Below are 24692 nucleotides of genomic sequence, written 5' to 3'. Positions count from 1 at the left end.
TGTTTATTCCCTTTATATATTATTCTATTTAAAATAATTCCCTGTTTTACAGATGAAAAAAAAATACTCTTTTATTCCTATTTCAAAATTTAGCTATTTCTTTCTATTTATTCTTTCAGTGTCATTTGGTAGTTGCAACTCTCGTCAGCCTATTTCAGACAACTCAACTGATAAAGATACAAGGAGAGTAATTTATGGGCAGCCTGTTTCTATAAAAAATACAGATTTTACAGTTATTCCAATGCAAATTGTTAATGAGCGAGATATTGCAGAAGCTCGTTATACAGATGACGGAAAAACAGCCGAAGATATTTCACAGAATGCTCACAATCTAATTTTCTTTGATGAAAAAACGAAAGAAACTCATCTTCTGACTACACAAAAATTTAAACGTATAGCTTTTTCTTTCGAAGAGGTAGGAACATATAAAGAGTCTTCTACTATCATTTTATACAAAACTCTTCAAGAAGATTCTAATCAAGATGGTTTCTATGATTGGAAAGATGCTGTTGTAATGTATGTATCAGATAATAGAGGACGTTATTTCAGAGCTGTAACACCAAAAAATACAAGAACTATCGACTGGACAGTAGAGAGAGAAAAAGGACAAATTTACTTTAGATATATTGCTGATAGTGACTCTAATCGTGTTTTTGATTTGAAAGACCCTGTTTATATCAATAAATTAGATTTAAAACAGCTTAGAGAGGCTAAAAGTATGAAAGACTCCACACAAATATCTACACCACTAATAGATAAAGAAGCACGAAAAGAATATGAAGAGATTTTGCTGAGCAAGTAAATTACTTTTTTATAAATGTATTGGCGAGTTAAATAATAATTTGCTGCAAAAATAAGTTAATGTAATTTTAAAAATTCTTAATCTATTCTTATTTTGTTATCCTTTTGTAAGGAATTGAGTTGTTTTGTAACTGCTTAGAAAATTATATTGATTTTTCTCATTTTCTATTGATTTTACATTTTATCAACTCCTCATTTTATGAAAAGTATTTCCTCTTCTGTTTATAAATTTTACTTTACTTTCGTACTTGTTTTTATTTTCTCTTCTTCTTTTGCTCAGAGCAATCAAGTTTTCAAGACTACAAACTCTACTCTTACCCTTCAAGAAGCAATAGCTCAAAGTCTCAAAAACAACTACGGAATTTTGATAGAAAGAGAACGCATCAACCAAGCTACCCTCAATAATAATTGGGGAGAAACTGGACGTTATCCAACTATCAATCTTCTTTTACAACAAAACAATGGTGTAAATAATGTAGATAACCCTGCCTCATTTTTATCTGGAATCACGATTAATAATAGTATTCAACCTGCGCTTAATGTAAGTTGGGTAGTTTTTAATGGATTCAGAACCAAAATTGCCAAGCATCGTTTGGAACAATTGCAAGAAGAATCAGAAGGAAATGCAGAAATTGTGATTCAAAATGCCATTCAAGCTGTTATTTTGGGATATTATAGAGTAGTTTTGGAAAAAGAACGCATTGAGGTCTTGAAAAAAGTATTGAATTACTCAAGAGATAGAAATCGTTATTCAGAAGTACAAGTAGATTTAGGAACTGCCACAACTGCCGAAACACTTCTTACCAAAACTAATTTCCTGACAGATTCTATTAATTTAATCAATCAAGAATTAGTATATCGAAATGCTGTACGTGATTTGAATGTTTTGATGGGAGAAAAAGAAGTAGAAAAAGTATATGAAATAAATGAAAAACTACAAGCTCCAGCAGAAACTTATCAGTTTGCAGACCTAGAAAAACAAATGTTTGAAGCCAACCCAGATTTGAATCGTCTTTTAATTTCTCAAGCCATTTTACACGATGCAACACTCTTAAATCAAGCTGCTACTATACCACAGCTTTCAGTTTCAGCAGGAAACTCATATAATTATAACAGACAAGATTTGAGTCAGGCTACTTTTTCAGGAAATCAAGAATCGCCTAGTGAGCCTATTAATGCAAAAACAACTAATTATTTTCTAAATTTTAATTTATCTTTTACACTTTTTAATGGAGGACAATTAAAAAGAGCTGTTCAGAGAGCCAAAATTTCTGAAAACATAGGCAATCTTACTATTGACCAAAACAAACTCACGCTCTCAAGAGATTTGGCAAGAGCTTTTGATTTGTATAATGTCAGAAGACAATTATTAGCTTTATCTACAGAAAGTAAAAATGTCTCTGAACAAAATTTACAGATTTTGGAAGAGCGTTATAATTCTGGTTTGATAAATTCATTTGATTATCGCCAAATTCAAAATGCTTTTCAAAATGCAGCTTTTAATGAATTACAAGCCACTTACAATTTGATTGATGCAAATACAACATTGATACGACTTACAGGAGGTTTGACAGAATAAAAATTCAAAATCAGCTAATTTATTTGTTACAACTATTTCTGAAACCTCAAATCCAATTGCAGACTGCTGTTAAACGTTTTTCTATGAAACTCTGTTAAACCGTGTTCTGCAATTCCTAGTTTGTGCTTTTTGGTAGGATAACCAACATTTGTTTCCCAACCATAATAAGGATATTTTTCAGCTAACTTTATCATAAAGTCATCTCTATAATTTTTGGCTAAAATAGAAGCTGCTGCAATTGATAAGTATTTCGAATCTCCTTTTATGATACACTCATAAGGAATTTTAAGATCAGTTTTGAAACGATTTCCATCAATAATTAAAAATTCAGGAACAGGATTTAGTTGGATAATAGCTCGTTGCATTGCCAAAAAAGAAGCATTCAAAATATTAATTTTATCAATTTCGGCAGGACTTGCTTCTGCAATAGCAAAAGAAAGCGCACTTTCTCGTATTTCTATATCCAACTCTTCTCTATCTTTTTTAGATAACTTTTTCGAATCGTTCAAAAATGAGTTTCGATAGCCTTTTGGGAAAATAACGGCAGCAGCTACCACACTTCCAGCCAAACAACCACGCCCTACTTCATCGACACCAGCTTCGAAGGCAACATCTGAAAAATAGAAAGAAAGAGGAGTCTGCATAAATAATGATTAATTGTTAGTGATTAATGAGAAATGAATTAAATTTGTAAAAAAAAAAGAAATTAGCTAAGCTGACTTTCAGTTGTATTATCCTGTATTTCATCTTATAAATCATATAAATCACTCGCAAATCAGTTACACGGCTTTATGAATCAAGATATAATTACTTCAAAAAATACACAATCAAAAACAAATTTTGATTTACAAAAACTCATTCGTCCGAATATTCTGACACTTAAAGCTTATTCTTCGGCAAGAGATGAATATAAAAAAAGCGATATAGAAGTTACAAAAATAGATGAAAATTTTGAAACTCCTGCACCTATCTTTTTAGATGCCAATGAAAATGCACTTGGTTCTCCACTTTCAGAAATGGTTCAGACGGACTACAATCGTTATCCTGACCCACACCAACGAGATATAAAAGCACAGCTTTCGAAACTGAAAAATGTAAATGAAAATCAGATTTTTGTAGGAAATGGAAGCGATGAAGCCATTGATTTACTTTTCAGAATTTTCTGTATTCCTCAAAAAGATAATATTATTGTTTGTCCTCCGACGTATGGAATGTATTCAGTTTCGGCAACAATAAACGATGTAGAAATCAGAAAAACATTGCTTACAACTGATTTTCAATTGGATTTGGAAGGAATAAAAAAGCAAATTGATGCCAATACAAAACTTATTTTTGTTTGTAGCCCCAATAATCCAACAGGAAATTTGATTGATAAAAATGATATAAAAGAATTATGTCAATTTTTTGATGGAATTGTTGTAGTGGATGAGGCATATATTGATTTTGCTGAAAATGCAAAAGAAGCTAGTTTTATAAATGAATTAGAGAATTTTCCAAATATTGTAGTCTTGCAAACACTTTCTAAGGCGTGGGGAATGGCAGGAGTTCGTTTGGGAATGGCATTTTCTTCTGCTGAAATAATGGAATATTATAAGCGTACAAAGCCACCTTACAATGTAAATATGCTTACTCAAAAAATTGCTTTAAAGGCTTTAAGTCTTTCTCAAAATGTGGAACAAGCTATTCAAGTTTTGAATTTTGAGCGTGACAAACTGATTGAAGAACTCAGAAGTGAAAATAATAAGGAAAGTAAGTTTAGTTTTATTGAAAAAGTCTATCCATCAGATACAAATTTCATTTTGGTAAAACTAAAAGATGCTTCTAAAGTAGAAGAAGTGTATAATTTCTTGATAAAGCAAAATGAAATTGTGGTCAGAAATCGCTCAAAAGAACCACTTTGTGAAGGTTGTTTGAGAATAACCATCGGAACACCTGAAGAAAATGAATTGCTTTTAAGCACATTAGGAAGATATAAATAAAAAAATAGAAGTAAAATGTTAAAACCTATCAGATTTTTAAAAATTTGGTAGGTTTGTAAACTATTCCTTTAAAAATTTAGTTATTTTTTTGATAATATCGTATTTTTGTATAGTAAAGTCGTCGGTGAGTACACCAAAAACGGCTATATATTTCATTTTAAGTTTTTATATCAATCTTATTTCAATTATGAATCAATTTTCAAATTCTTCTAAATTTTCCAATAATTTATCTACTAATTTTTATTCTAATACAGAAACAGAAGTTTTAGAAGAAGTAGACACAAAAACAGAGGAAGGTCATCGTTTAATTGTTTTTAATGATGAAGTAAATACGTTTGACCACGTTATCGATACTTTAGTTGAGGTTTGTCAGCATTCAGCACCACAAGCAGAACAATGTACACTTATTATTCATTTTAAGGGCAAATGTTCTGTAAAAGAAGGTTCTTGGAATGACCTCGTTCCGATGCGTAACGCAATTTGCGAACGTGGAATTTCGGCAGAAGTAGATTAAAAGAAATTATGAATTATTAATGGTGAGTTGTGAATGGAAATACAATACTTTACTATTTTTCTGTTGATTGGATGGCTTTCAAAATTATTTTGTGAGCCTTATTTTATATTTTATCCTCATTAACAACAATTTTTGAATCCATCAATCTGTTTAAAGTAGTCAGAGCAGGTAAAAATTGAGCTAAAAGTTTCTTATTTTTATCTTCTTTATCTGTAAATAGTTTTTTCGTATCTATTTGAAATTCTAGTTGATCATTTTTGGTAAAGGGTTCTTCTAAAACTACTTCATAATAAAATTCTGTTTTGGAATTTTGTTTTCCCTCAATTTTAGATTTATGTTTTAGAGTAACATCTTTAATTATGGCTGAATATCCTGTCAATACTATTGGTTTTGCTCTTGCAGTTGAGTAAATCAACAATCTTTTTGCATCAACTAATCCAACAGGAAAATCTTTTACAACGTTCTGATTTTCAATAGCATGGAAATAAAATTTATTTAAGTTTTTCAAATTATCAATGTCTTTTTTACGACAGAATCCTAATGCTACTTTACTTTCTTGTTGAATGTTTTCTGTTTTTAAATATTCTGTAAACTGTTGTTTATCAATAAATCCTGCTATCTTCTTTTGATAAATTGCTATTGCTTCTATATTTTCAATTTCTAACTTTCTGTTTTTACTAATTCTTAAAAACTCTTCTTCCTTATCAATTCCTAGAAAACGTCTATTTGCTAAATTTGCTGCAATTCCTGTCGTACTACTTCCTGCAAAAGGATCTAAAATCCAAGCATTGGGTTTTGTAGAAGCTAAAATTATTCTTGTTAGTAAAGAAAGAGGTTTTTGAGTTGGGTGTTTTCCACATGATTTTTCCCAAGAAGCTATTGCAGGAAGTTTCCAAACATCTTTCATTTGTTTGTTATCATTAAGTTTTTTCATTAGTTCATAATTGAAATAATGAGAAACTTTTTCATTTTTTCTTGCCCAAATAATATGTTCAGTAGAATGTGTAAATGATTTACACGAAAAATTAGGAGGAGGATTCGTCTTTTCCCAAGTAATAATATTTAAGATCTTAAAATCTAGTTCAGTCAGAAGCTGTCCGATTGAAAAAATATTGTGCATAGTACCACTAATCCAAATAGTTGCATTTTCTTTCATTTTTTTACGAATCAAAGAAAGCCATTTTCGATTAAATTCATTTACATATTCAAATCCTTCTGATTTATCCCACGATCCTTTATTTACGCTCGTTATTTTTCCGTTTTGAAACGTCAATCCATCATTTGATAAAAAATAAGGTGGATCAGCAAAAACCATATCAAATTTATGTTCGAAACTTTCTAATAAATCAAAAGTATCTCCTTTCAAGAGATAAAAATTCTTGTCTTCTGATTTGTAAAAAGGTTCTATCATTATTTTTAAGATTTATTTTTGTCTTGTTTATCTTCTTCTTTTGGAATGGGCAAACCTAATTTTGCTAATGGGATATAATTGAAAAAATAATAACAATGAACACTATGAATATAATCTAAAACATCTTTATATTCAGGTTTCCTAAACCAATCATTCAAAAGATAAATATATTCAACTTCAATATTTGCTTTAGCAAGAAGTTTTTGATACTGTTTTCTTTTAAAATCACAAGTTTGTAATTTTTCATCTACCGACCCAGCAACTCGTTGAGATTTACACTCTATAACAAAAAATGTATTGGCTATTTTTACAAAAATACTATCATCTGGGAGTAATTTCTTCGAAATTAAGCCTTTCCAGTCAATACCTAATTCTTCTAAAAATTTATAAAAACCATGTTTTTTAAAAATCCTAGCTACTGGGTCGCCTTCATAAAATACATCTCCATTTTTGACTTCATAGCCATTTTTAGAATTTAGAAATGTAGTTAAGTCTGTATCTCCTTCGAAAACTAAACCTGTTTGTGTATTTGCGCCACCTATTCCACCTAAAATCATACTAATTTTATTTGTTGTGATTGTTGTTTTGCTTGAGTAAAATTAGAAATCAAAAGTTCATTTATTTTTCCTCTTTTCTCAGATTTTGAATTGATACTTCGTTTTGCTTCTACTCGTGTAATTAAAAAATCACTATACAATTCATCAAAAAAATCTTCATTTTCAGCTTTTCCTTTTACATCAGAATTGCTCAAAATCCAATTATAGCCTAAATTATCTAATTTTTTACAAAAGTCATATAAACGAATTTGCTCCTCGTCTCCAAATTCATCCTTGGCGTAAGAATTAAAATTTGAGGTTTCTGTCAGAGGTTTGTAGGGAGGATCAAGATAAAAAAAAGTATTCTCACTTGCTAAAGAAACGGTTTTTTCATAGTCACCACAAAGTATCTCAACTTTTTGTAAGGCTTCATGTACAGCAAAAATATTTTCTACATTACAAATAGTAGGTTTTTTATAGCGACCTGCTGGAACATTAAAACCATTTTTTTTATTGACACGATACAAACCATTAAAACAAGTTCGATTTAAAAAAATAAATAAGGCTGCTTGAATGCTTTTTTCTGTACTACGAGTGTTGTAAAGTTCTCTTTTTTTGTAATAATATTCTTTTTTACTTTCTTCTGAATCTTCTATATCTTCTAACAAATGAAACTCATTTTCAAAAATTTCTAAAATAGAAATAAGCTCTTTTGGTCGGGTTGCAATCGTTTTATAAACATTTATCAAATCTTCGTTTACATCATTAATAACAGCTTTTTTGAGAGAAGGAAAATTATTCAAGACCCAAAAAAGTATTGCCCCACTTCCTACAAAAGGTTCAATATAGGTAAAGTTAGAATCTGTAAAGTTTTTAGGTAATGAACTATTAATTGGTTCTATTAATTGCGTCTTTCCTCCTGCCCACTTCAAAAAGGGTTTTGCTAATTTTCGTGTCATTATTATTAATTTTTGATTGAATTGATAACAAATTTAGCTAAAAGTGAATTAAAAAACGGTATTTTCTTCTAATAAAATTAAACTTTACTCTCTTCCGTCAATCGAATGGCTTCCAAAATAATTTGGCAAGCCTTTTTTATTTCCTTTTTTGTGATAATAAGAGGAGGAGCAATTCGCATCGAATTATCACAATACAAAAACCAATCAGAAAGCAAACCAAGCTCCAAACAGTGAGCAATTACCTTTTGTAAGAAATCAAAACTCTCAAATTCTACTGCCAACATTAAACCTATTCCACGAAATTCTTTTATTGCTTTTGTACTTTCTGGATTTAATAACTGCTTGAACAATTCATGTTTTTCTTCAACAGCATCTAATAAATTCTCTTCTTGAATTACTTTTAGTGTTGCCAAAGAAGCCACACAACTCACAGGATGTCCTCCAAAAGTAGAAATATGTCCCAAAATTGGATTATCAGAAAGACACGACATCATTTTTTGAGAAGCCATAAAAGCACCAATCGGCATTCCTCCACCCATTCCCTTTGCAGCCACAACAATATCAGGGATTATATCAAAATGTTCGAAAGCCCAAAGTTTACCCGTTCTACCAAAGCCACATTGAATTTCATCACAAATCAGAAGTGTTCCTGTTTCGCTGCATTTTTTTCTAAGTGCTTTTAAATAGGTTTTTTGTGGTATTCTGATTCCTGCTTCTCCTTGCACAGTTTCTATAATTACGGCTGCTGTTTTTTCTGTGATTTTGGAAAGACAAGATTTACTATCAAAACAAATATGGTCTACATCAGGAAGTAAAGGTAAAAAAGGTTCTTTCCATTCTTTGCTTGTTCCTAATGAAAGGGCAGCATGCGTAGAACCATGATAAGCATTGTGACAACCTATTAATTGAGTTCTTCCTGTAAATCGTTTGGCTAATTTTATAGCTCCCTCAACAGCTTCACTTCCAGAATTTACAAAATAAACAGCATTTTGAGGCGTATTTTCGTGATTTGTTATAGATAGATTATCATTATTATTTTCTTCATTACTTTTATCTTCTTTATCTAAAAAGTCTTGCCCTAAAGTAGTCTTAAAAGTCTTTGAAATAGCTGTGGCGAGCTGAACTTGTGGCGTTTGGATAAATTCTCCGTAAACCATCAAGTGCATATATTTTCTTAGTTGTCTTTGAATTGCTTTTATTACTTTTGGATGGCGATGTCCCACATTACTCACTCCAATTCCTGAAATAATATCAATCCATTTACGGTTTTTACTACCAAACATATAAATTCCTTTTGCATTATGAACTTCTAAGGCAAGAGGAAAAGGAGATGTTTGAGCGACATGATTTAGGAAAAGTTGGCGAGATGAAAGCATATATCAATTACAAATTAAAAATTACGAATGAAATGATGTACAAAGCTACTATTTTTTTTAGAACCTTATTGATAGCAGAAGTTCTGATAGTTTTTTTATTTTTCCTTACTTCTTTAAAACTTCTCGTCCCACTTCACATGAAAGACATTTTTTAGGATTACAATATTGGCTATACAATTCTAGCAAAGACTGTGATTGTGCAGCCGTTTTAATTTTGAAAGCAGAATTATTTATTTTTTCTAAAGGTTTGTACAGACTTATGACGCTATTCTTCTCTGTTTTTAACTCATTAAGCCATATTTTAGGCAAAACATCTTCTTTTTGCCTGTATAAACTATGCGCTACACGGATAGGAATGACAACATTGATAATCAAATTTTGCTGTGCATCTTTTCCCAATGTAGAGTTTTCTTTAAACGTCCCATCTTCCTCCTGTTTGTTTAACTTTCCAAAATTATAATGTGTTTTCCAGTAGGTTGGTAGCTCTGTTTTGAAAAACTCATAAAATTCTTTTAGTTTCTTTGCATTCAGAATAATAGAAAACAGATGATTTTGCTGAGATACAAGTCCGATAACCTGCGCTATTCTGACTGTTGGAAAATTGGAAGGACGCAATCGTAAAAATTTCCATTGTGCTAAATTGACTTCTTTGTCTTGTAAAGAATATTTATGAGATAAAAAACGAAACTCTTTTTGTAATCCTTCAAAATAATGTAATTCTTTATCTAATTGATTTTGCAATAAATCTTGTTCTAAATTTAAGTTTTTACTTTGACAATCAAAATTATTTTCAACTAAGAGTTTAATTTTGTCTTTATTCTCCTCTAATAGAAACCCAGCCATTCCATACAATAGAGCTTCTATCTGAGAAATTTGATTCGCATGTTTTTTTATAATTTTGAATGGTAGTTCTTTAGCTAATTGTAAAAAAGGAGCATTATTCTTTTTAAATCCAAAATGTTCTAACAAAACCTGATAACTTGTTTCTTCCCAATCATAACCATTTCGCTCTAGAAGTGAAAGAATATGTTGAGATTTTCTAATCAATCGCTCATCAAGTGTTCGGCTCATCATTTTTTCAAAAGATGCAATTAACTCTATATTATTATTGCTTATAGTACCTTCATTCCAATAACCTTGACATGGAATTTTGTGTTCATTTCTCAAAAACTCTTGATATTTCAACCACAAACGCTCATCAATTCTGTTTTCTAAGACCAAAACAGAAACTTTCGAACCGTTTTTTCTAAAAACCTCCTTTGGATTCTTCCATACAACATGCAAAACTACATTTTCGTAGGCTTCATTTGTAGCATGATGATGACTTTCCCAATTAAACCCATACGTATCGATTTCTATTGTTCCTTGCCATTTTGTCTGTTTTTGCTTACTTCCTATCTTTAAAACAGCATCTTCAAAATCTGCTCCTGCATCGTGGTTATGAATTCCTGCTGAAATAATTTGTAATTCTTCTCCTTCTTCTGTCAGTAAATTATTCTTATCAAAATATTGAAATTTCCATATATAATGTAAAAATTGCTCGTTCATGTTTTTTATAAGATTTAATATAAGGATTCAGAAAATTTTAGCGTTGTATTACAAAAAGATAATTCAAGATTCAAGATAATTAAATTTACCTCTTCAAAATAAGAGTTGGCAGTCAAAAAGTTAAATTTTGTAGAATAAAACGAAAATCAAACACTTGATTTCTATAAATTGCATACTTTTTGGCTACTTTGTAACAAGAAATAACTTGAAATTTTTGATGATTTATATAAAAACAAAATGAAAAATAAAATATTATTTTTAATAAAAAAAAATTTAGACCAAAATAAATATAAAATTAGCTATCTATGTATTTTTATTTTAATTGTTTTTTTCACTCCTACTTATGCTCAGCGCAATAAAGATTCTAAGATAAAATTAGAAGAATTTCGTCCTATCAATAAATCAGGAGCAGTTTATTGTCCACAAATTACATTTTTGAATATTGAAAGTTATAGATATTATTATGACCCTCGTCAACTAAAAGAAATCAAGAGACTTCAACAAGAAAATAATCTTCCAGAACTCAAAAAAGCACTAGATACCTATATTCGTTATTTTGGTATAGAAAATTTCAAAAAAGATTTGGATTTGATTTGGGCGTATGCACAAGCAGCCGAAAAAACAGGAAATCAGCCTTTAGCTTTAGAACTATATAGATTATTATTAAAACATCATAGAGGTTCATCTGTAAAAAGTCAGTTGGCTTTTGATTCGTTGGCTTCTCCTTCTGAAAAACCAAAATATGTCCCTTTAAAATATTATTATGAACTGATTGATAAATGGCAATTAGTTGATACGCTGCGTCCTCCTGACCAAATGGGAACAAGTATGGGAGAGGAAATAAATTCACCTTATGAAGAATATGGTTTGGCGATTGGGCAGACAGATTCTATCATTTATTTTACTTCAAAAAGACTTTTAATGGACACTGTAAATGACCCTGTTCGTAAATATTTACCTGCTGATAAGTTTGATGAAAATATTTATAAATCGGTTCGTTTGGGAGAGTTTGGTTGGGATTATCCTTTGCCTTTAAAAGGCTTAAATACTCGTTATAATGAAGGCTCACCTTGTATTAGTAGAGATGGAAAATATATGGCTTTTTCTCGTTGTGATGCTCCTGATGGTTTTGGAGATTGTGATTTATATATTGCTAAATGGAATGAAGGAGATGGAATTTGGGATGAGGTTCAAAACTTTGGTGTTTCCGTAAATTCTACCACTTGGGATTCTCATCCTAGTTTTTCGGTAACGGGCGATACACTTTTTTTTGCTTCAGATAGAAAAACAGGTTTTGGAGGAACAGATATTTATTTTACAGTCAGACAAGGACGAAAACGTTGGTCAGTAGCTCAAAACATAGGACCTATTATCAATACACAAGCCAATGAACTAAGTCCGTTTTTACACCCTAGCGATAATATTTTATATTTTAGTTCGAATGGTCATTTGTTTTCCTTTGGAAGTTATGATATTTTCAAGTCTTACAAAACAAGTCGTGATACGTGGTGCGAACCCAAAAACTTAGGTCCTTTTGTAAATACAAAAAGTAGTGAATATTATTTTACCATTGATGCTTCTGCACGCCTTTTATATTATGCACGAGCCGAAAAAGAGGTTCGTCTGATGCGAAATGAGCCAGTTGTTCAAGACCCTTATACCAACTCTGATTTGTATTCTTTTCCTCTGCCTATGGAAGCACAGCCTAAAGCAATTGTTCGTTTCTCAGGAAAAGTAAAAGAAAGCCAAACGGGAGAAATTTTTGGTGGTGTGGTAGTCGTGTATGATGTTGCTGATAAAATTCCGATTGCACCAAAATATATCGATGAAGAGGGTAATTTTGAGTTTGAACTGATTGATAAAAAGAAATATTTATTGATTGTAAGTGGTGAAAACTTCTTTCGTTTGGAAGAACTTTTTGAAGTAAATGGTGATACGTATAGAGAGGTTGAAGTACAAGGAGTTCGTCAAAAAATGGCTTCTTCGCCAGCTTCACAGATAGAAACAATACAATTTAAATCTATTGAGTTTGCACCTAACAGCACAGGAATTTTGCCAAAAATGGAAAATGATTTGCATCTAATTATTGATTTTTTGGTAGAACATCCTGATTTCAATTTAGATATTTTTGGTCATACAGATAGCGATGGAAATAAAGAAAAAAATAAAGAACTGTCACTCAAAAGAGCTGAATCTATTCGAAATTATATTTTGTCTTATGGACGCTTGGAAGCTGACCGAATAAAACCATTTGGCTTAGGTTCTGAAAAGCCTTTAGTTTTTCCAGAAATCACAGAAGAAGACAAACGAGTAAATCGTAGAGTAGAATTTAGACTATTCAAGAAAGGTATGATGCTTACAAATCCAAATAAAGAAAATGAAAAAAGCAATGAAGAATTAGAACAAGAACGCTTACAAAATGTAGAAGAAGAAATTAAGGATAATGAAAATGGAGATTGGTAAATAAAGTTAGAAGTCAGATTTTAGAAGTAAAAATAAAATACAGATATTACATTTTTAGTTCTCTCGGAGAGTCAATACGAAATAATATATAACGAAAGACTAGTTTGTTTTGATAATGAATATTATCCAGAAATTGAAGAATGGAGAAAAAATTATATTCCTCCTTTTTAAAAAAATACATATTACTTCAAAATCAAACTTTCTAGATAATGTGTTTCAATTCCAAAAAATGATTTTAAATCTTTAAATTCCTTCAACTTCTCTGCTTTTTTAGTTGAATCTGAAAAACTTTCTTTTTTGGTAGCAATGAGCAATACATTTTTTGGTGTGTGTGCATCAGAGATAAATTCGACTGCCTTTGTTTGATAGCCACAATAATTGAGAAGCAAACAACGCATGGTATCAGTCAGCATTTCGGCTTGTCGCTCTAGAAAAACACCATAATTTGTGAGTGGAGAAAGTTCATTTTCAGACTTTTTATCTGATTTGTCTGATTTAAAAGCATTTTCCATTTCTCTACGAATTTGCTTATGACAACAAGGCGCAACAACTATCAGCTCTGCATCAGCTTCAATTCCTTTGAAAATTGCATCGTCTGTCGCAGTATCACAAGCATGTAAAGCAATCAAAACGTGTGTTTTTTCTTCTATATTTTCTTGTGTGATTTTATATTCTTCTATCGTTCCTTCTACAAAACTAAGATTCTCAAAGTCTGACTCTTCTGCAATTTGGTTACAGAGTTCTACCAAATCGTTTCTAAATTCAACACCAACCGATTTTATTTTGAGTTTCAAATTATTTTCCAAATAATCGTATAGAGCAAAAGTCAGATACCCTTTTCCTGCGCCCATGTCTGTAATTTGCAATTCTTTTTCTGTTGGTAATTGCTTCAACAAAACACTCAGAATTTCAATATATTGATTGATTTGTTTGTATTTATCTTGTGCATTCTTATACACTTTTCCTGTATGGTCTGTTATTTTGAGAGCTTGCAGATAATTTTTTGAGTTTCCTTCTTGGTCTTTAGTCTGGATAGCTCGTTTTTTTTGTTTGTCGTGCGAAGTAGAAAGAGCTTGTTTTTGAGTTGGCTTTTGTGAGTGAATAGTGGGATTTTTATTTATATTTTTAAGATGTAAATCAAACTGATTGGTAAACAAAATAGCTTGATTAAAAAATCCTTCATTATTTTCATTACTATCTTCTTTTGTGAGAAATGTTATAATTTCTTTCATTCCTTCTTCGACAGAATAGTTTTTAGTAATATCATTCGTTTTATGACGATAAACAAAAGTTAGTTTTTCTTCTCTTTTGATAATCGTTTTGCGAATCAATATTTTTTTGAGTGTAGATTTTTCTTGATTTGAAGTAAAGTTTGATAAGGTAATTTTGATAAACGTATTTTTTTCTAAACTTTCTTCTATTTTTTCTATAAATTGATTTATCATCTTAATTTTTATATTTTTGTTTCTTAATATTGAGACTTTCGTGCATTCGTTTTCCCAAAAACGAATGTTTCGCTTCCTCAGAAGCGTGATTTATTAGCTTAAATTATGCTTCTGAGAAAGCATTTCGTTCAATTCTAAGAAGTTGAACACACAAAAATAGTGTCTTTATTCTTCTTTTTCTAAAATTTCATCTATTTCAATGTGTCCAAAATAGTTATAGATTTTCAGAATCAAAGCTAGTGCAATCGTAATTTCGGCAGCAGCCACCACAATAATCAAAAGGACAAATAAATGCGCTTCCATTCCTTTCGAAAAAGCAATAAAATTGAGCATAGAAGCTGTTAGCATTAGTTCGATTCCCATCAAGACAAGCATTGCATTTTTACGTGTCAAGACAATCAAAATTCCAATTCCGAACAAAATTGCAGCTACAAAAAGTATCATTTATGATGGATTAAACTCTGATAAATTACTGTCAAATTCTATAAAAATTATTTATTATAATCTGTTTATTAAACTTGATTGCATATTTTTGTAAAATTAGCAACTAAACTCACCAAATACAATTTATTTTTGAATCGTAATTTTAATTCGTTTTCCTAAAAATTTAATTCGAAACTTTTTCATAATAAATAGAAATTAATTAAAATATTTTTTTTTTATAAGTCATTAGTAAACCTTATCACGGTTTGTGTTAAGATAGTTCAGACATCTTGTCTGAACATAAAAAGCAGTATTTTATCCTATCCAACAGTCTGGAAGACTGTTATACAAAAATAACCGTGATAACCTTTAACCTTTAGTATTCAACACATTAAATTCGTAATTTTAATCATTCCTATGTCCTTTCACCAACAATCTGAACCCACAAAATACACTTCTGATACTCTCAAAAGTGAGGAAATGCTTTTTAATTTAGGACCTCAACATCCTTCTATGCATGGTGTTTTGCGTTTGGAAGTTATTACAGATGGTGAAGTTGTAAGAGAAGTTGTTCCACATATTGGTTATCTGCATCGCTGTTTTGAAAAGCATGCTGAAAGTCTGAATTACGCCCAAATTATTCCCTACATAGATAGAATGGATTATGTTGCTTCCATGAACTCGGAACATATTTATGCACTGGGAGTAGAAAAAATGTTAGGAATGACAGACAAAATACCAAAACGAGTAGAATATATTCGTGTTTTGGTGGCAGAACTCAATCGAATTGCTTCTCATTTTATTGCTATCGGAACGTATGCTGTTGATGTGGGAGCAACTACACCTTTTTTGTGGCTAATGAAAGAGCGAGAATATATTTTACGATTGTTAGAATGGATAAGTGGCGCACGTCTTTTATACAATTATATTTGGATTGGTGGCTTATATTATGATTTACCTTTAGATTTTGAAGAAAAATGTAGTGAATATCTAAATCATTTGAAACCTAAATTAGATGACTTGGAAAACTTACTTATCAATAATAGAATATTTGTTTCAAGAACAGCAAATGTAGGAGTTTTGCCAATGCAAACAGCTATTAACTATGGAGTTACAGGTGCAATGCTTCGGGCTTCGGGTTTGAAATGGGATTTGAGAAAAGTAGATAAATATTCAATTTATGAAGAAGTAGATTTTGACATTCCGATTGGAGAGGGAAAAATGGGAACAACAGGTGACTGTTGGGATAGAAATTTTGTTCGCTTTCAAGAGTGCAAAGAATCTTCAAAAATAATTGAACAATGTATTGAGAAACTTACTAAAGAACATAAACGAACACGAGATTTTGACCCACAAGCACTTGTTCCAAAACGTATAAAACCACCTCAAACTGATTTTTATTTTAGAGGCGAAAGTCCGAAAGGTGAACTTGGCTTTTTCTTTAGACAAAATCCAAAATATAAAAAAGGAGATATTCCTTTTCGTTTGAAAGTTCGTGCGCCTTCCTTTTGTAATCTTTCTGTGTTGCCTTATTTAGCCCAAAATACTCTACTTTCTGATTTGATTGCTATTGTTGGTTCTTTAGATATTAATTTGGGAGAAGTCGATAGGTAGCCAAAACTCATTTTAACTCAGATTTATTTCTTTCAAATTATTTTCAACATTTAGATAAGTTTTAGTGTTTATATTTTTAAAGAGAGTGAATAACTTTTATTTTCACACCTCTTATTTTTTAAACTAAAACTTTTTTTTATGAAAACGCCAGATAAAAAACAAAATAAAAATACCGATTCTCCAGAAGAATTCTTTAAAGACAAATTTGATTATGATCCAAAGGAGGATATTTATAATCAAGGAAAAAAAGTAGCCAGTATTGACAATGATGATGAATTAGTAGTGGATAAAGGAATTCCTACTCCAAATCATAGAAATGAACTTTATGAAGAAGCTCCTTTGCATAATGCAAAATCAAATTTTGAAGGAGAAACTATTGATGTTCCTGGTGCTGAATTGGATGATCAACAAGAAAGCATTGGCTCAGAAGATGAAGAAAATAATTATTATAGTTTAGGAGGAGATAACCACTCTAACTAATATAAAAGATGCTGCTTAGTTGTCTTTTAAAAGCCCATAATCTTAACTGATATGGGCTTTTTAACTGCCCTTTGTTGAACTTTACATGGTTTTTTTTCAACAAAATACAAATTTTTTGAAACAAAATTTTATTAAGTTCCGTTATAAGAGTATAAATTTTTATTAAATACTTTATATTCAATAAGTTTTTAATATTTACTTATATTGTCAAAATACATAACAGATGTATTATTTCATTTTTTTTTGAAATAATTTATTTTTATCATTCTGTAATTTATATGTATATAGTTCTATTAATTTAATTAGAACTTATTTTTTAACCTAAATTTTTTTAATATGTTTACTCCAATCAAATCAAACGCAATCAAATTTATTCTTTCAGCTAGTATTATCGTAGGTGGTTTATCTAGTTGTGCTAGTGAAGCAGTAGAAGAAACTCGTCAAGAAGTATTTGTGGAAGAATCAGCTCAATCAGAAAATCTTGCCAAAATAAATATTGACCCAACTCCTACCGATTTTGATACTGTATTGTATCCAATAGATCCTTTAGTTGATGATGATAAAGATAATAAGAAGAACACGAATAATGCTGCTATTGAAATAGCTGGTAGTTGGGATATGACCTCTACCAACGAACAAAATGTTGATTATAATTTAGAACTCTATAAAGATGGAACATATCAAGCATCACCTGATGAAATTTATACTAGAGGAAGAACTACAGGAAATTGGAATGTAGATGGAACAGGAGATGAATTATACTTATATCTTGGTGGTCTTTATGACTATAATGATAATAAAAATATTATAGCAGAACCATCTACTAGAAATAAATTTAAAATTACTGAATATTCAGATAATAGATTAGTTATTGTAAATGATCAAAATGATTCATTTATTTTAACTAGAAGCAACAAATAATTTGTTCTTTTTTATTGATGTTATTTAATAATAAGTTCATTTCTCAAAAAAGCTATTTACAAATTCGGTAAATAGCTTTTTTTGTTGCCTCATTTTTTGTTCTATCAATCATATTCTATTTTTACTTTAGTTAGTCCGTCACGAATAAAATCTAATTTTTCTGCACCTTTTCGGGTAACATCAATAACTCTCCCTTTTTTAAAAGGTCCTCTATCGTTTATTCTGACTCTAATTTGTTTTCCATTTTTTAAATTAGTAACAGTTACCATTGTACCGAAAGGAAGGGTTCTGTGTGCTGCAGTCATTAGTTTTTGTCTGAATTTTTCACCACTTGCTGTTGGTCTTCCTTCATACTTATCTCCATAATAAGATGCAATTCCTGTTTCACTATGTTTTCCAGCTTTAATAGAACTGTTAGAATTATCTTTCTTCGAACCAAACAAAGAAGTACAAGAAGAAAAAGAAAAAACTAAAAAGAGAGATAGGCAAATTATTTTTATTCCTTGTTTCATATCAAAATAGTATTGAAGTTATTTTAAAATAGGTGTGTTGGTATTTTAAGCTAACTTATTGAAAATATAATTTTAAATAGTATCTAAGTAATTTTCTGCTTCTTCTAATGTAGCAAAAGCAGTAATAGGAGTCTTCGAACGAGTAGTAGCTCTAGCTACCTGCATATTAGCAATATCATTTAGAGAGGCTAATTGTGCAACAGCTTTCATTCCATTTTCTAATAAGTAAGCCTGTATTTTTTGATGAACTTGTTCTATTTCTAAGCTCATATGCCCCATAAGTCTTGCATCTGCCAAAACGGTAAAACTTTCTAGCAAAAAACCACTTTCAATAGCTTTTTCCCAACCTTTCTTATATTCCAAAACTGCTGATAAGTTTTTACAACTACCTTTTATTATAGAATATGCTCTATTTTTTTCTGTATTTATAGTTAAACTATAATAATTATTGCTCACAAATTGCTTTGGCATTTCTATAAAATAAATGTATTGAAGGAGAAGTGTTGAAATCTATATTTTTATGTAAAGGTAAAAAGAAAATAACAAAAAAAACACACTCTAAATTTGCATTTAAAATGTGTTCATAAGCGAAATTATAAAAGGGTGTGCGTTCGTTTTAGCTTCGCTGAGGGTTACACCGTTCTCAAAAACGAACGAAACGCTTCCTCAGAAACATGATATTGCTTAAATCACGCTTCTGAGGAAGCGTTTTTTTTCAGTTCTGAGGAACTGAACACACAATATTTCGTAAAAAGTCGGAAGAGCCAATAAGTTTGTTATTTGTTACTTCCCAACCAAGCAGAAAGCATCCAAACTGTTTTTTCTTGTACTTTGATAAATCCTGCCAACATATCTGTTGTTCCTTCGTCTTGAGCATCACCAGCAACAGAAAGCGTTTCACGTTCTTTCTTGATAAGAATAGAATAATCAGTAATAATTGATTCTACTGATTTTTTCTCATCACTTATATTTTTGTGAACTTTCACTGTTGAGTTTTTGAGATAATCTTCGTAAGTATGAAGAGGTGTATGTCCTAAAGTAAGGATTCGCTCTGCAATTTCATCAATATTTAATTGCGCTTCATTATATAGTTCTTCAAATTTTACATGAAGAGAAAAGAAATGATGACCCAATAAATTCCAGTGAAAACCTCTTAGATTTTGATAAAATACTTGATAATTTGAAAGGATTTCGTTGAGGTGGTTGACAGTTTTATCCGATTTGTCTTTATCTAAAGCAATTCGATTGAGTTCTATCATAGCAGTTTCCATAAAAATAATATGTTTTTAAAAGTGAGTTATAAATTAAAAAATGAGATAGCTGGATTTTTTTATTTTTTTAAATCCTGCGTTTCTATGTAGTATTAACACTCAAACTCACCTTTTGTTAGATAAATTTGAAAATTGATGAAATACTCCTTTTCTATTTTATTATTTAAAAATAGAGTGCTTCTTCTATGTATGAAAGCGTTTCGTGCCTATGTATTCTGATAAGACTAGCTGCACCAAATTTAGTTTCTATTCTGTATAAATCTTTTTCACGATAAAACTTTCCATCTGGAGCAGAATATACTACATCTTGCTTAGAAGACTGAAAAAAGTAAGCTGCTTGTTCTAATAATTCTTCGAAATTTTCTCTGTTCATAATCAAATTGTCGTTTAAGATAGATAAATTGATAGAAATTGAATGAAATCAAAAATGAGGTAAAGAATGAGATAAAGACCTTTTGACTTTATAAGTGCAAGATGCAATTTTGTGTTTTAATAAGAAAACAATAGATATTATCTTTGAATAAATTTAGAATGAATAAATTACTGCCAAACACTGACTGGATTGCCAAATCATTAAATGGAACTTCTATTATCATTATAATCTTATCGTATATTCAAAACAGAACCATTTTAGTATCTTAGCGTTAATAAATTTATATTTAAAAACTATATCTACTAATTTTGCGTACTGTGTATAACCAAGTAGCTATAATTTAAAAAAATAGTGCTTGTATTTTTACGAGCAAATATCTTGAAAAACAAAACCAAAAATTACCTATGTGGGACTATCTTCTTTATAAATTAAAAGACAAAATGCGCCTTGATGATGACAATGAGCGTGCTGATAAAGTCATCGAAAACTCTGTTATTTGGGCAATGGCAGCTTCTCTTATTCCAATTCCTTTAGCTGATATGATTGCTGTTACGGTCATACAGGCTGATATGGTCAGAAGATTGGCAGAAATAAATGGTGTAGAAGCAAACAATGCAAATATAGAATCTTGGCTTGGAACGCTTTCAGGTGGTGTTTTATCAAAACTAGGAGCGCAAGCCCTAAAACTTATACCAGGGTGGGGAAGTATTGCTGGAGGTGTTGGAATGGCAGTTTTGTCAGGGGCATCAACCTATGCAGCAGGAAAAACTTTTGCTAAGCACTTTAGAGAAGGAGGCGATTTAGAAAACTTTGATACAGAAGCTGTAAAAGGATTTTATGATGAGCAGCTTATTAAAGGACGAGATTTTGCCAAACAAATGAAAGATGAAGTAGAAAAACGTGCAAAGGCAGCTTATGCAGAATTTTCAGGCGAAGAGGTTAAAAAAGAAGAAAAAGACTTTGATTTTGAAGAAGTAATGGATTTTGAAGAAGTGGTTGATGAAAAATTTCAAAAAGAAGAAAATAAAAAACAGACTAACACAACTACTTCAAGTTCGAATCAATCTAGCAATCAGAATACAAAAACTACTTTTTCGGAAGAACCTCCTCACCAAGCAAATCCAAACAAACATTCTGCTCAAAAAGCTCCAAAAACCGAAGACACTCCTCCAGATAGTGCTACAAACAAAACTTCAAATCAAAATACTACAAACCCATCTTCTTATCAGTCTGCAAAAGAATCAGCAAATGCACTTGCCGAACTTCGTCAGCTTGCTAGTCTGAGAGACAAAGGAATCTTGACAGAAGAAGAATTTCAACGTCTTAAAACCAAGTTAATGGAGAAGTTATAATAAAATTATAACAAAATAGGCTTTGAATTGATTTTACTAGATATATTTTTTAATCTTTTAATCTAGAAAATCAATTCAAACCATTTTATATACATGCAAAGTAAAAAGACACTCATTCTTGGAGCAACTCCAAATCCTACTCGTTATGCCTATTTAGCAGCAGAGAGACTTACCAATAGAAACCATGAAATTGTTCCTGTAGGAATAAAAGAAGGAGAACTTTTTGGACAACCTATAGAAGTACAAACACAAACTGACGACCTTACCATTCATAATGATATTGATACAATAACACTCTACGTAGGAGTGAGAAATCAACCTGAGTGGTACAATTATATTCTGCAAACAAAACCCAAACGAATCATTTTTAATCCAGGTACTGAAAATCCTGAACTTATGAAGATGGCTAGAGAAGAAGGAATAGAGGTAGAAGTAGCTTGTACTTTAGTAATGCTTGGTTCTGGACAGTACTAATTTTAAACAAAATTTATTATCTAAAATTTTTCTTTAACTATCTTTGCTAAAAGATAGTTAATTTTTTGGCTTCTATCTTTCTATCTGCTTTATTTTATCTTTCCCTATCTTAATGAGTTATATTACTGCTATCAATACTGCAAATCCTCCTTTTACTATTTCCCAAGAGCAAAGTGCTGATTTTTCTGCTCACTTTATGGGAAAAACTAAAGATGAAAAAAGAAAAATTAGAATCTTACAGCGTGCAACAGGAATAAAAAACCGTCATACTGTTTTAGAAGACTATACAAAAAAAGAAAACTTTGATTTTTATCCCAACTCTGAAGATTTAGAACCATTTCCTACTACTTCTGAGCGTATGAAAATGTATGAAAAATGGGCTACAAAATTAGGTATGGAAGCTGCAAAACCAATTATAGAAGGAAGAGAACAAGAAATTACTCATCTGATTACAGTTAGTTGTACAGGAATGTACGCACCTGGAATTGATATTGAACTACTAGAAAACTTAGGATTAAATTCTTCTGTACAGCGAACAGCAATTAATTTTATGGGTTGTTATGCCTCTTTTAATGCTTTCAAAGTAGCTGATGCATTTTGTAAGGCTTTTGATGCAAAAGTATTGATTGTAGGAGTAGAACTTTGCACATTGCATTTCCAAAAACAATCTGATGATGATAATTTGCTTGCCAATTCTATTTTTGCTGATGGAGCTGCTGCTGTTTTGGTAGAATCTAAACCAAAAGAAAACAACACAAACTTGTTTTTGAAAAACTTTTATTGTGATCTTGTTCCAAAAGGAAAACGAGATATGGCATGGTATATACGAGATACAGGTTTTGAGATGCGTTTGTCTTCCTATGTAGCCGATATTTTGGGAGACGAAATTGAAGGGATTTTAGATAAACTAATGAAAGGTTTAGAAGTAGATAAAAATTCGGATTCCATTTCTAATTGGGCTGTTCATCCAGGAGGAAAAAAGATTTTGGAAACACTTGCCAAAAAGCTATCTATGGACAAATCAAAACTAGATGTTCCTTTCAAAATTTGGGAAGAATATGGAAATATGTCTTCTGTAACAGTCCTTTTTGTTTTGAAAGAATTGCTACATAATAAAGAAAAATATCACCTCAAAAATAGTCAACTTATTCCTTGTCTAGCCTTTGGTCCTGGTTTGACTGTCGAATCAGCTTTATTTGAATTACTAGAAAAGTAATTTTGAAATAATTAGTTTATTAATTAACGTGAACTCGGTATTATTTAGGTACAAATATTCTAGGTTTTTCTGGGTAGAAATGATAAGCTACTATTGTAGCTGCCATATGCGTAAATGCGTTTATAGGCTTCCTATGTCTAGAATGTTCTACGTCAAAAACGGAAATTAAAATATCATTTACAGATTCAATAATGGCTCTTTTTCTAAGTGTGTATTTTTCTTTCAATGTGATGAGTTGATTCTTCATATTTTTTTTTGTTTTAGTTATCATTTTAAGTCCCTTTTCATAGAGTTGTTCCCAAAGTTTTGTCAAATATCCTTTATCACCAAAGCAATTTCCTTTCAAATTTTTCAATAAATTTTTGAGTAGATTGTGGTTATTATCAGCCTTATTTGCTGCTGTAATTTCAAAAGCCATTACCTCTCCTAAATGATTGATGACTAAGTGAAGTTTAAATCCAAAAAACCACCCCATTGACCCTTTTCCTCGTTTTGCAATGTCTTTGAACACTTTATGAGAGTGAATACGACGATTATCAGAAACAACTATTTTCTTAGAATCAATGAAGTAAGTACCTGTTTCTTCACTTTTAGCACACAGGAGTTTGGCGAGTACATACATAGGTAAACTTACCCTTTCTATTAATTCTAAAAATCGGTTATAGGAGCAAAGTTTAGGAAAATAAGGGACTAAATCGTTACACACAAAACGTTGATAATAGTATTGAAAATTCTTATAACCTGAGTAATTATAATATACTAAAATAGTCATTATTTCACTAGCTGATAACTGGGGAACACGAGTAGGAGAAGGGGTGAAAGTGGAACTGCTTTTTGTTCCCACCCATTTACTAGATACATAAGATTGAGCTTGTAAACAGAACTCATCTACTAAATAAAAAATACCGATTAGGTGGTCTTCGTCGAATTTTATAGTTTTGTCAAACATAAGGCTAAAGAGGTTAAAGTTGAGTAGAGCTATTCAAAAATAACCTTTTTTAGCCTTTTTTGACAAAAATAACTGAAATAAGTAAACAAAACACTGAAAGTCAATTAGTTAAAAACCGAGTTCACGTTAATTAGTTTATTTTAAATTAATAAAAATACTCCGAAAACTATCTAAGTTTGAGATTGAATAAAGGCAGATAAAGACTAAATTTGAGGATAGATTTATAAATCTATAAGCGTCTTAGGTTCTTTATCTGATAAATGAATTCTTAAATACAAGATAAGAAATTACATCTATTTGAATATACTAAAAAACTAAAGGAAGTATTTTTTTCAGTTCTGAGAACGACGTAGTCCTGCTTTGTAAAGAGTCTTTACGTCTTTCCAAATATCAAACAAAATTACTTTTTTATCTGAATTAGATAATTCTTTTTCTAAGACTGTTTTTTGTTTTTTGAGTAAGCGATTTTCTTGCTCCAACTCTAATGTTGTTTTGC

Annotated in this window: 25 protein-coding genes; 11 read left to right on the top strand and 14 right to left on the bottom strand. The window is 30.6% G+C overall.

Annotated features, from left to right (window positions below):
• The first annotated feature begins 52 nt into the window (after positions 1–52).
• The gene (locus tag V9L04_RS19125; protein ID WP_338791528.1) at positions 53–802 is read left to right on the top strand and encodes a hypothetical protein; all 750 of its coding nucleotides are present in this window, start codon (positions 53–55) and stop codon (positions 800–802) included.
• Between the two features lie 198 nt (positions 803–1000).
• On the top strand, positions 1001–2380 hold the full coding sequence (locus V9L04_RS19120; RefSeq protein ID WP_338791527.1) for a TolC family protein: 1380 nt from the start codon (positions 1001–1003) through the stop codon (positions 2378–2380).
• A 32-nt stretch (positions 2381–2412) separates the two neighbouring features.
• Here the strand turns inward: V9L04_RS19120 and V9L04_RS19115 are convergent, their stop codons facing one another.
• Positions 2413–3024, bottom strand: a complete 612-nt coding sequence (locus tag V9L04_RS19115) for a ribonuclease HII (RefSeq protein WP_338791526.1) — start codon at positions 3022–3024, stop codon at positions 2413–2415.
• A gap of 147 nt (positions 3025–3171) precedes the next feature.
• Between V9L04_RS19115 and hisC the strand changes: the two genes are divergently transcribed.
• Together hisC and V9L04_RS19105 are read left to right on the top strand one after the other, a co-directional pair.
• Positions 3172–4359 (top strand): histidinol-phosphate transaminase, encoded by a 1188-nt coding sequence (gene hisC / locus V9L04_RS19110; protein ID WP_338791525.1) that lies wholly within the window; start codon positions 3172–3174, stop codon positions 4357–4359.
• A gap of 187 nt (positions 4360–4546) precedes the next feature.
• Positions 4547–4873: an ATP-dependent Clp protease adaptor ClpS gene (locus tag V9L04_RS19105; protein WP_338791524.1), complete on the top strand. Its 327-nt coding sequence runs from the start codon at positions 4547–4549 to the stop codon at positions 4871–4873.
• A 103-nt stretch (positions 4874–4976) separates the two neighbouring features.
• Here the strand turns inward: V9L04_RS19105 and V9L04_RS19100 are convergent, their stop codons facing one another.
• The 5 genes from V9L04_RS19100 to V9L04_RS19080 form a co-directional block, all read right to left on the bottom strand.
• Positions 4977–6284, bottom strand: a complete 1308-nt coding sequence (locus tag V9L04_RS19100) for a site-specific DNA-methyltransferase (RefSeq protein WP_338791523.1) — start codon at positions 6282–6284, stop codon at positions 4977–4979.
• A 5-nt stretch (positions 6285–6289) separates the two neighbouring features.
• The gene (locus V9L04_RS19095) at positions 6290–6841 is read right to left on the bottom strand and encodes a PD-(D/E)XK nuclease superfamily protein (protein WP_338791522.1); all 552 of its coding nucleotides are present in this window, start codon (positions 6839–6841) and stop codon (positions 6290–6292) included.
• Positions 6838–7779 (bottom strand): DNA adenine methylase, encoded by a 942-nt coding sequence (locus V9L04_RS19090; RefSeq protein ID WP_338791521.1) that lies wholly within the window; start codon positions 7777–7779, stop codon positions 6838–6840. The genes V9L04_RS19095 and V9L04_RS19090 overlap by 4 nt, the downstream gene beginning before the upstream one ends.
• A gap of 77 nt (positions 7780–7856) precedes the next feature.
• Positions 7857–9155: an aspartate aminotransferase family protein gene (locus tag V9L04_RS19085; RefSeq protein ID WP_338791520.1), complete on the bottom strand. Its 1299-nt coding sequence runs from the start codon at positions 9153–9155 to the stop codon at positions 7857–7859.
• A 105-nt stretch (positions 9156–9260) separates the two neighbouring features.
• On the bottom strand, positions 9261–10703 hold the full coding sequence (locus V9L04_RS19080; protein ID WP_338791519.1) for a DUF2851 family protein: 1443 nt from the start codon (positions 10701–10703) through the stop codon (positions 9261–9263).
• Between the two features lie 237 nt (positions 10704–10940).
• On the opposite strand from V9L04_RS19080, the gene V9L04_RS19075 reads away from it, so the two are divergent.
• Positions 10941–13166 (top strand): OmpA family protein, encoded by a 2226-nt coding sequence (locus V9L04_RS19075; protein WP_338791518.1) that lies wholly within the window; start codon positions 10941–10943, stop codon positions 13164–13166.
• 182 nt (positions 13167–13348) lie between these two features.
• Here the strand turns inward: V9L04_RS19075 and V9L04_RS19070 are convergent, their stop codons facing one another.
• A complete protein-coding gene (locus tag V9L04_RS19070; protein WP_338791517.1) occupies positions 13349–14611 on the bottom strand; it encodes an SAM-dependent methyltransferase in 1263 nt (420 codons plus the stop codon).
• Positions 14612–14776: 165 nt separating this feature from the next.
• Entirely contained in the window at positions 14777–15055 is a 279-nt protein-coding gene (gene nuoK / locus V9L04_RS19065; RefSeq protein WP_338791516.1) for an NADH-quinone oxidoreductase subunit NuoK, read from the bottom strand.
• A 396-nt stretch (positions 15056–15451) separates the two neighbouring features.
• Between nuoK and V9L04_RS19060 the strand changes: the two genes are divergently transcribed.
• From V9L04_RS19060 to V9L04_RS19050, 3 genes are all read left to right on the top strand, one after another.
• The gene (locus tag V9L04_RS19060) at positions 15452–16648 is read left to right on the top strand and encodes an NADH-quinone oxidoreductase subunit D (RefSeq protein ID WP_338791515.1); all 1197 of its coding nucleotides are present in this window, start codon (positions 15452–15454) and stop codon (positions 16646–16648) included.
• Between the two features lie 138 nt (positions 16649–16786).
• On the top strand, positions 16787–17128 hold the full coding sequence (locus tag V9L04_RS19055) for a hypothetical protein (RefSeq protein ID WP_338791514.1): 342 nt from the start codon (positions 16787–16789) through the stop codon (positions 17126–17128).
• Between the two features lie 336 nt (positions 17129–17464).
• A complete protein-coding gene (locus V9L04_RS19050; protein WP_338791513.1) occupies positions 17465–18049 on the top strand; it encodes a hypothetical protein in 585 nt (194 codons plus the stop codon).
• 104 nt (positions 18050–18153) lie between these two features.
• Here the strand turns inward: V9L04_RS19050 and V9L04_RS19045 are convergent, their stop codons facing one another.
• The 4 genes from V9L04_RS19045 to V9L04_RS19030 form a co-directional block, all read right to left on the bottom strand.
• Positions 18154–18561, bottom strand: coding sequence for a septal ring lytic transglycosylase RlpA family protein (locus V9L04_RS19045; RefSeq protein WP_338791512.1), 408 nt, complete (start codon positions 18559–18561; stop codon positions 18154–18156).
• A 72-nt stretch (positions 18562–18633) separates the two neighbouring features.
• Complete coding sequence (locus V9L04_RS19040; protein ID WP_338791511.1) at positions 18634–19032, bottom strand: hypothetical protein; 399 nt, start codon at positions 19030–19032, stop codon at positions 18634–18636.
• 305 nt (positions 19033–19337) lie between these two features.
• On the bottom strand, positions 19338–19832 hold the full coding sequence (locus tag V9L04_RS19035) for a Dps family protein (protein WP_338791510.1): 495 nt from the start codon (positions 19830–19832) through the stop codon (positions 19338–19340).
• A gap of 163 nt (positions 19833–19995) precedes the next feature.
• A complete protein-coding gene (locus V9L04_RS19030) occupies positions 19996–20205 on the bottom strand; it encodes a hypothetical protein (protein ID WP_338791509.1) in 210 nt (69 codons plus the stop codon).
• Between the two features lie 404 nt (positions 20206–20609).
• Here V9L04_RS19030 and V9L04_RS19025 point away from each other — a divergent pair, with 404 nt between their 5' ends.
• From V9L04_RS19025 to V9L04_RS19015, 3 genes are all read left to right on the top strand, one after another.
• The gene (locus tag V9L04_RS19025) at positions 20610–21557 is read left to right on the top strand and encodes a DUF697 domain-containing protein (protein WP_338791508.1); all 948 of its coding nucleotides are present in this window, start codon (positions 20610–20612) and stop codon (positions 21555–21557) included.
• A 93-nt stretch (positions 21558–21650) separates the two neighbouring features.
• Complete coding sequence (locus V9L04_RS19020) at positions 21651–22031, top strand: CoA-binding protein (protein ID WP_338791507.1); 381 nt, start codon at positions 21651–21653, stop codon at positions 22029–22031.
• 112 nt (positions 22032–22143) lie between these two features.
• A complete protein-coding gene (locus tag V9L04_RS19015) occupies positions 22144–23247 on the top strand; it encodes a type III polyketide synthase (protein WP_338791506.1) in 1104 nt (367 codons plus the stop codon).
• A 40-nt stretch (positions 23248–23287) separates the two neighbouring features.
• On the opposite strand, the gene V9L04_RS19010 is transcribed toward V9L04_RS19015, so the two are convergent.
• On the bottom strand, positions 23288–24196 hold the full coding sequence (locus V9L04_RS19010) for an IS982 family transposase (RefSeq protein ID WP_338790429.1): 909 nt from the start codon (positions 24194–24196) through the stop codon (positions 23288–23290).
• 332 nt (positions 24197–24528) lie between these two features.
• Positions 24529–24675, bottom strand: a complete 147-nt coding sequence (locus V9L04_RS19005; protein ID WP_338791505.1) for a hypothetical protein — start codon at positions 24673–24675, stop codon at positions 24529–24531.
• Between the last annotated feature and the right edge of the window lie 17 nt (positions 24676–24692).

Origin of the sequence: Bernardetia sp. MNP-M8 (assembly GCF_037126285.1) — a bacterium.
Lineage (GTDB): Bacteria > Bacteroidota > Bacteroidia > Cytophagales > Bernardetiaceae > Bernardetia.
This window is presented reverse-complemented; position numbering and strand designations above follow the sequence as displayed.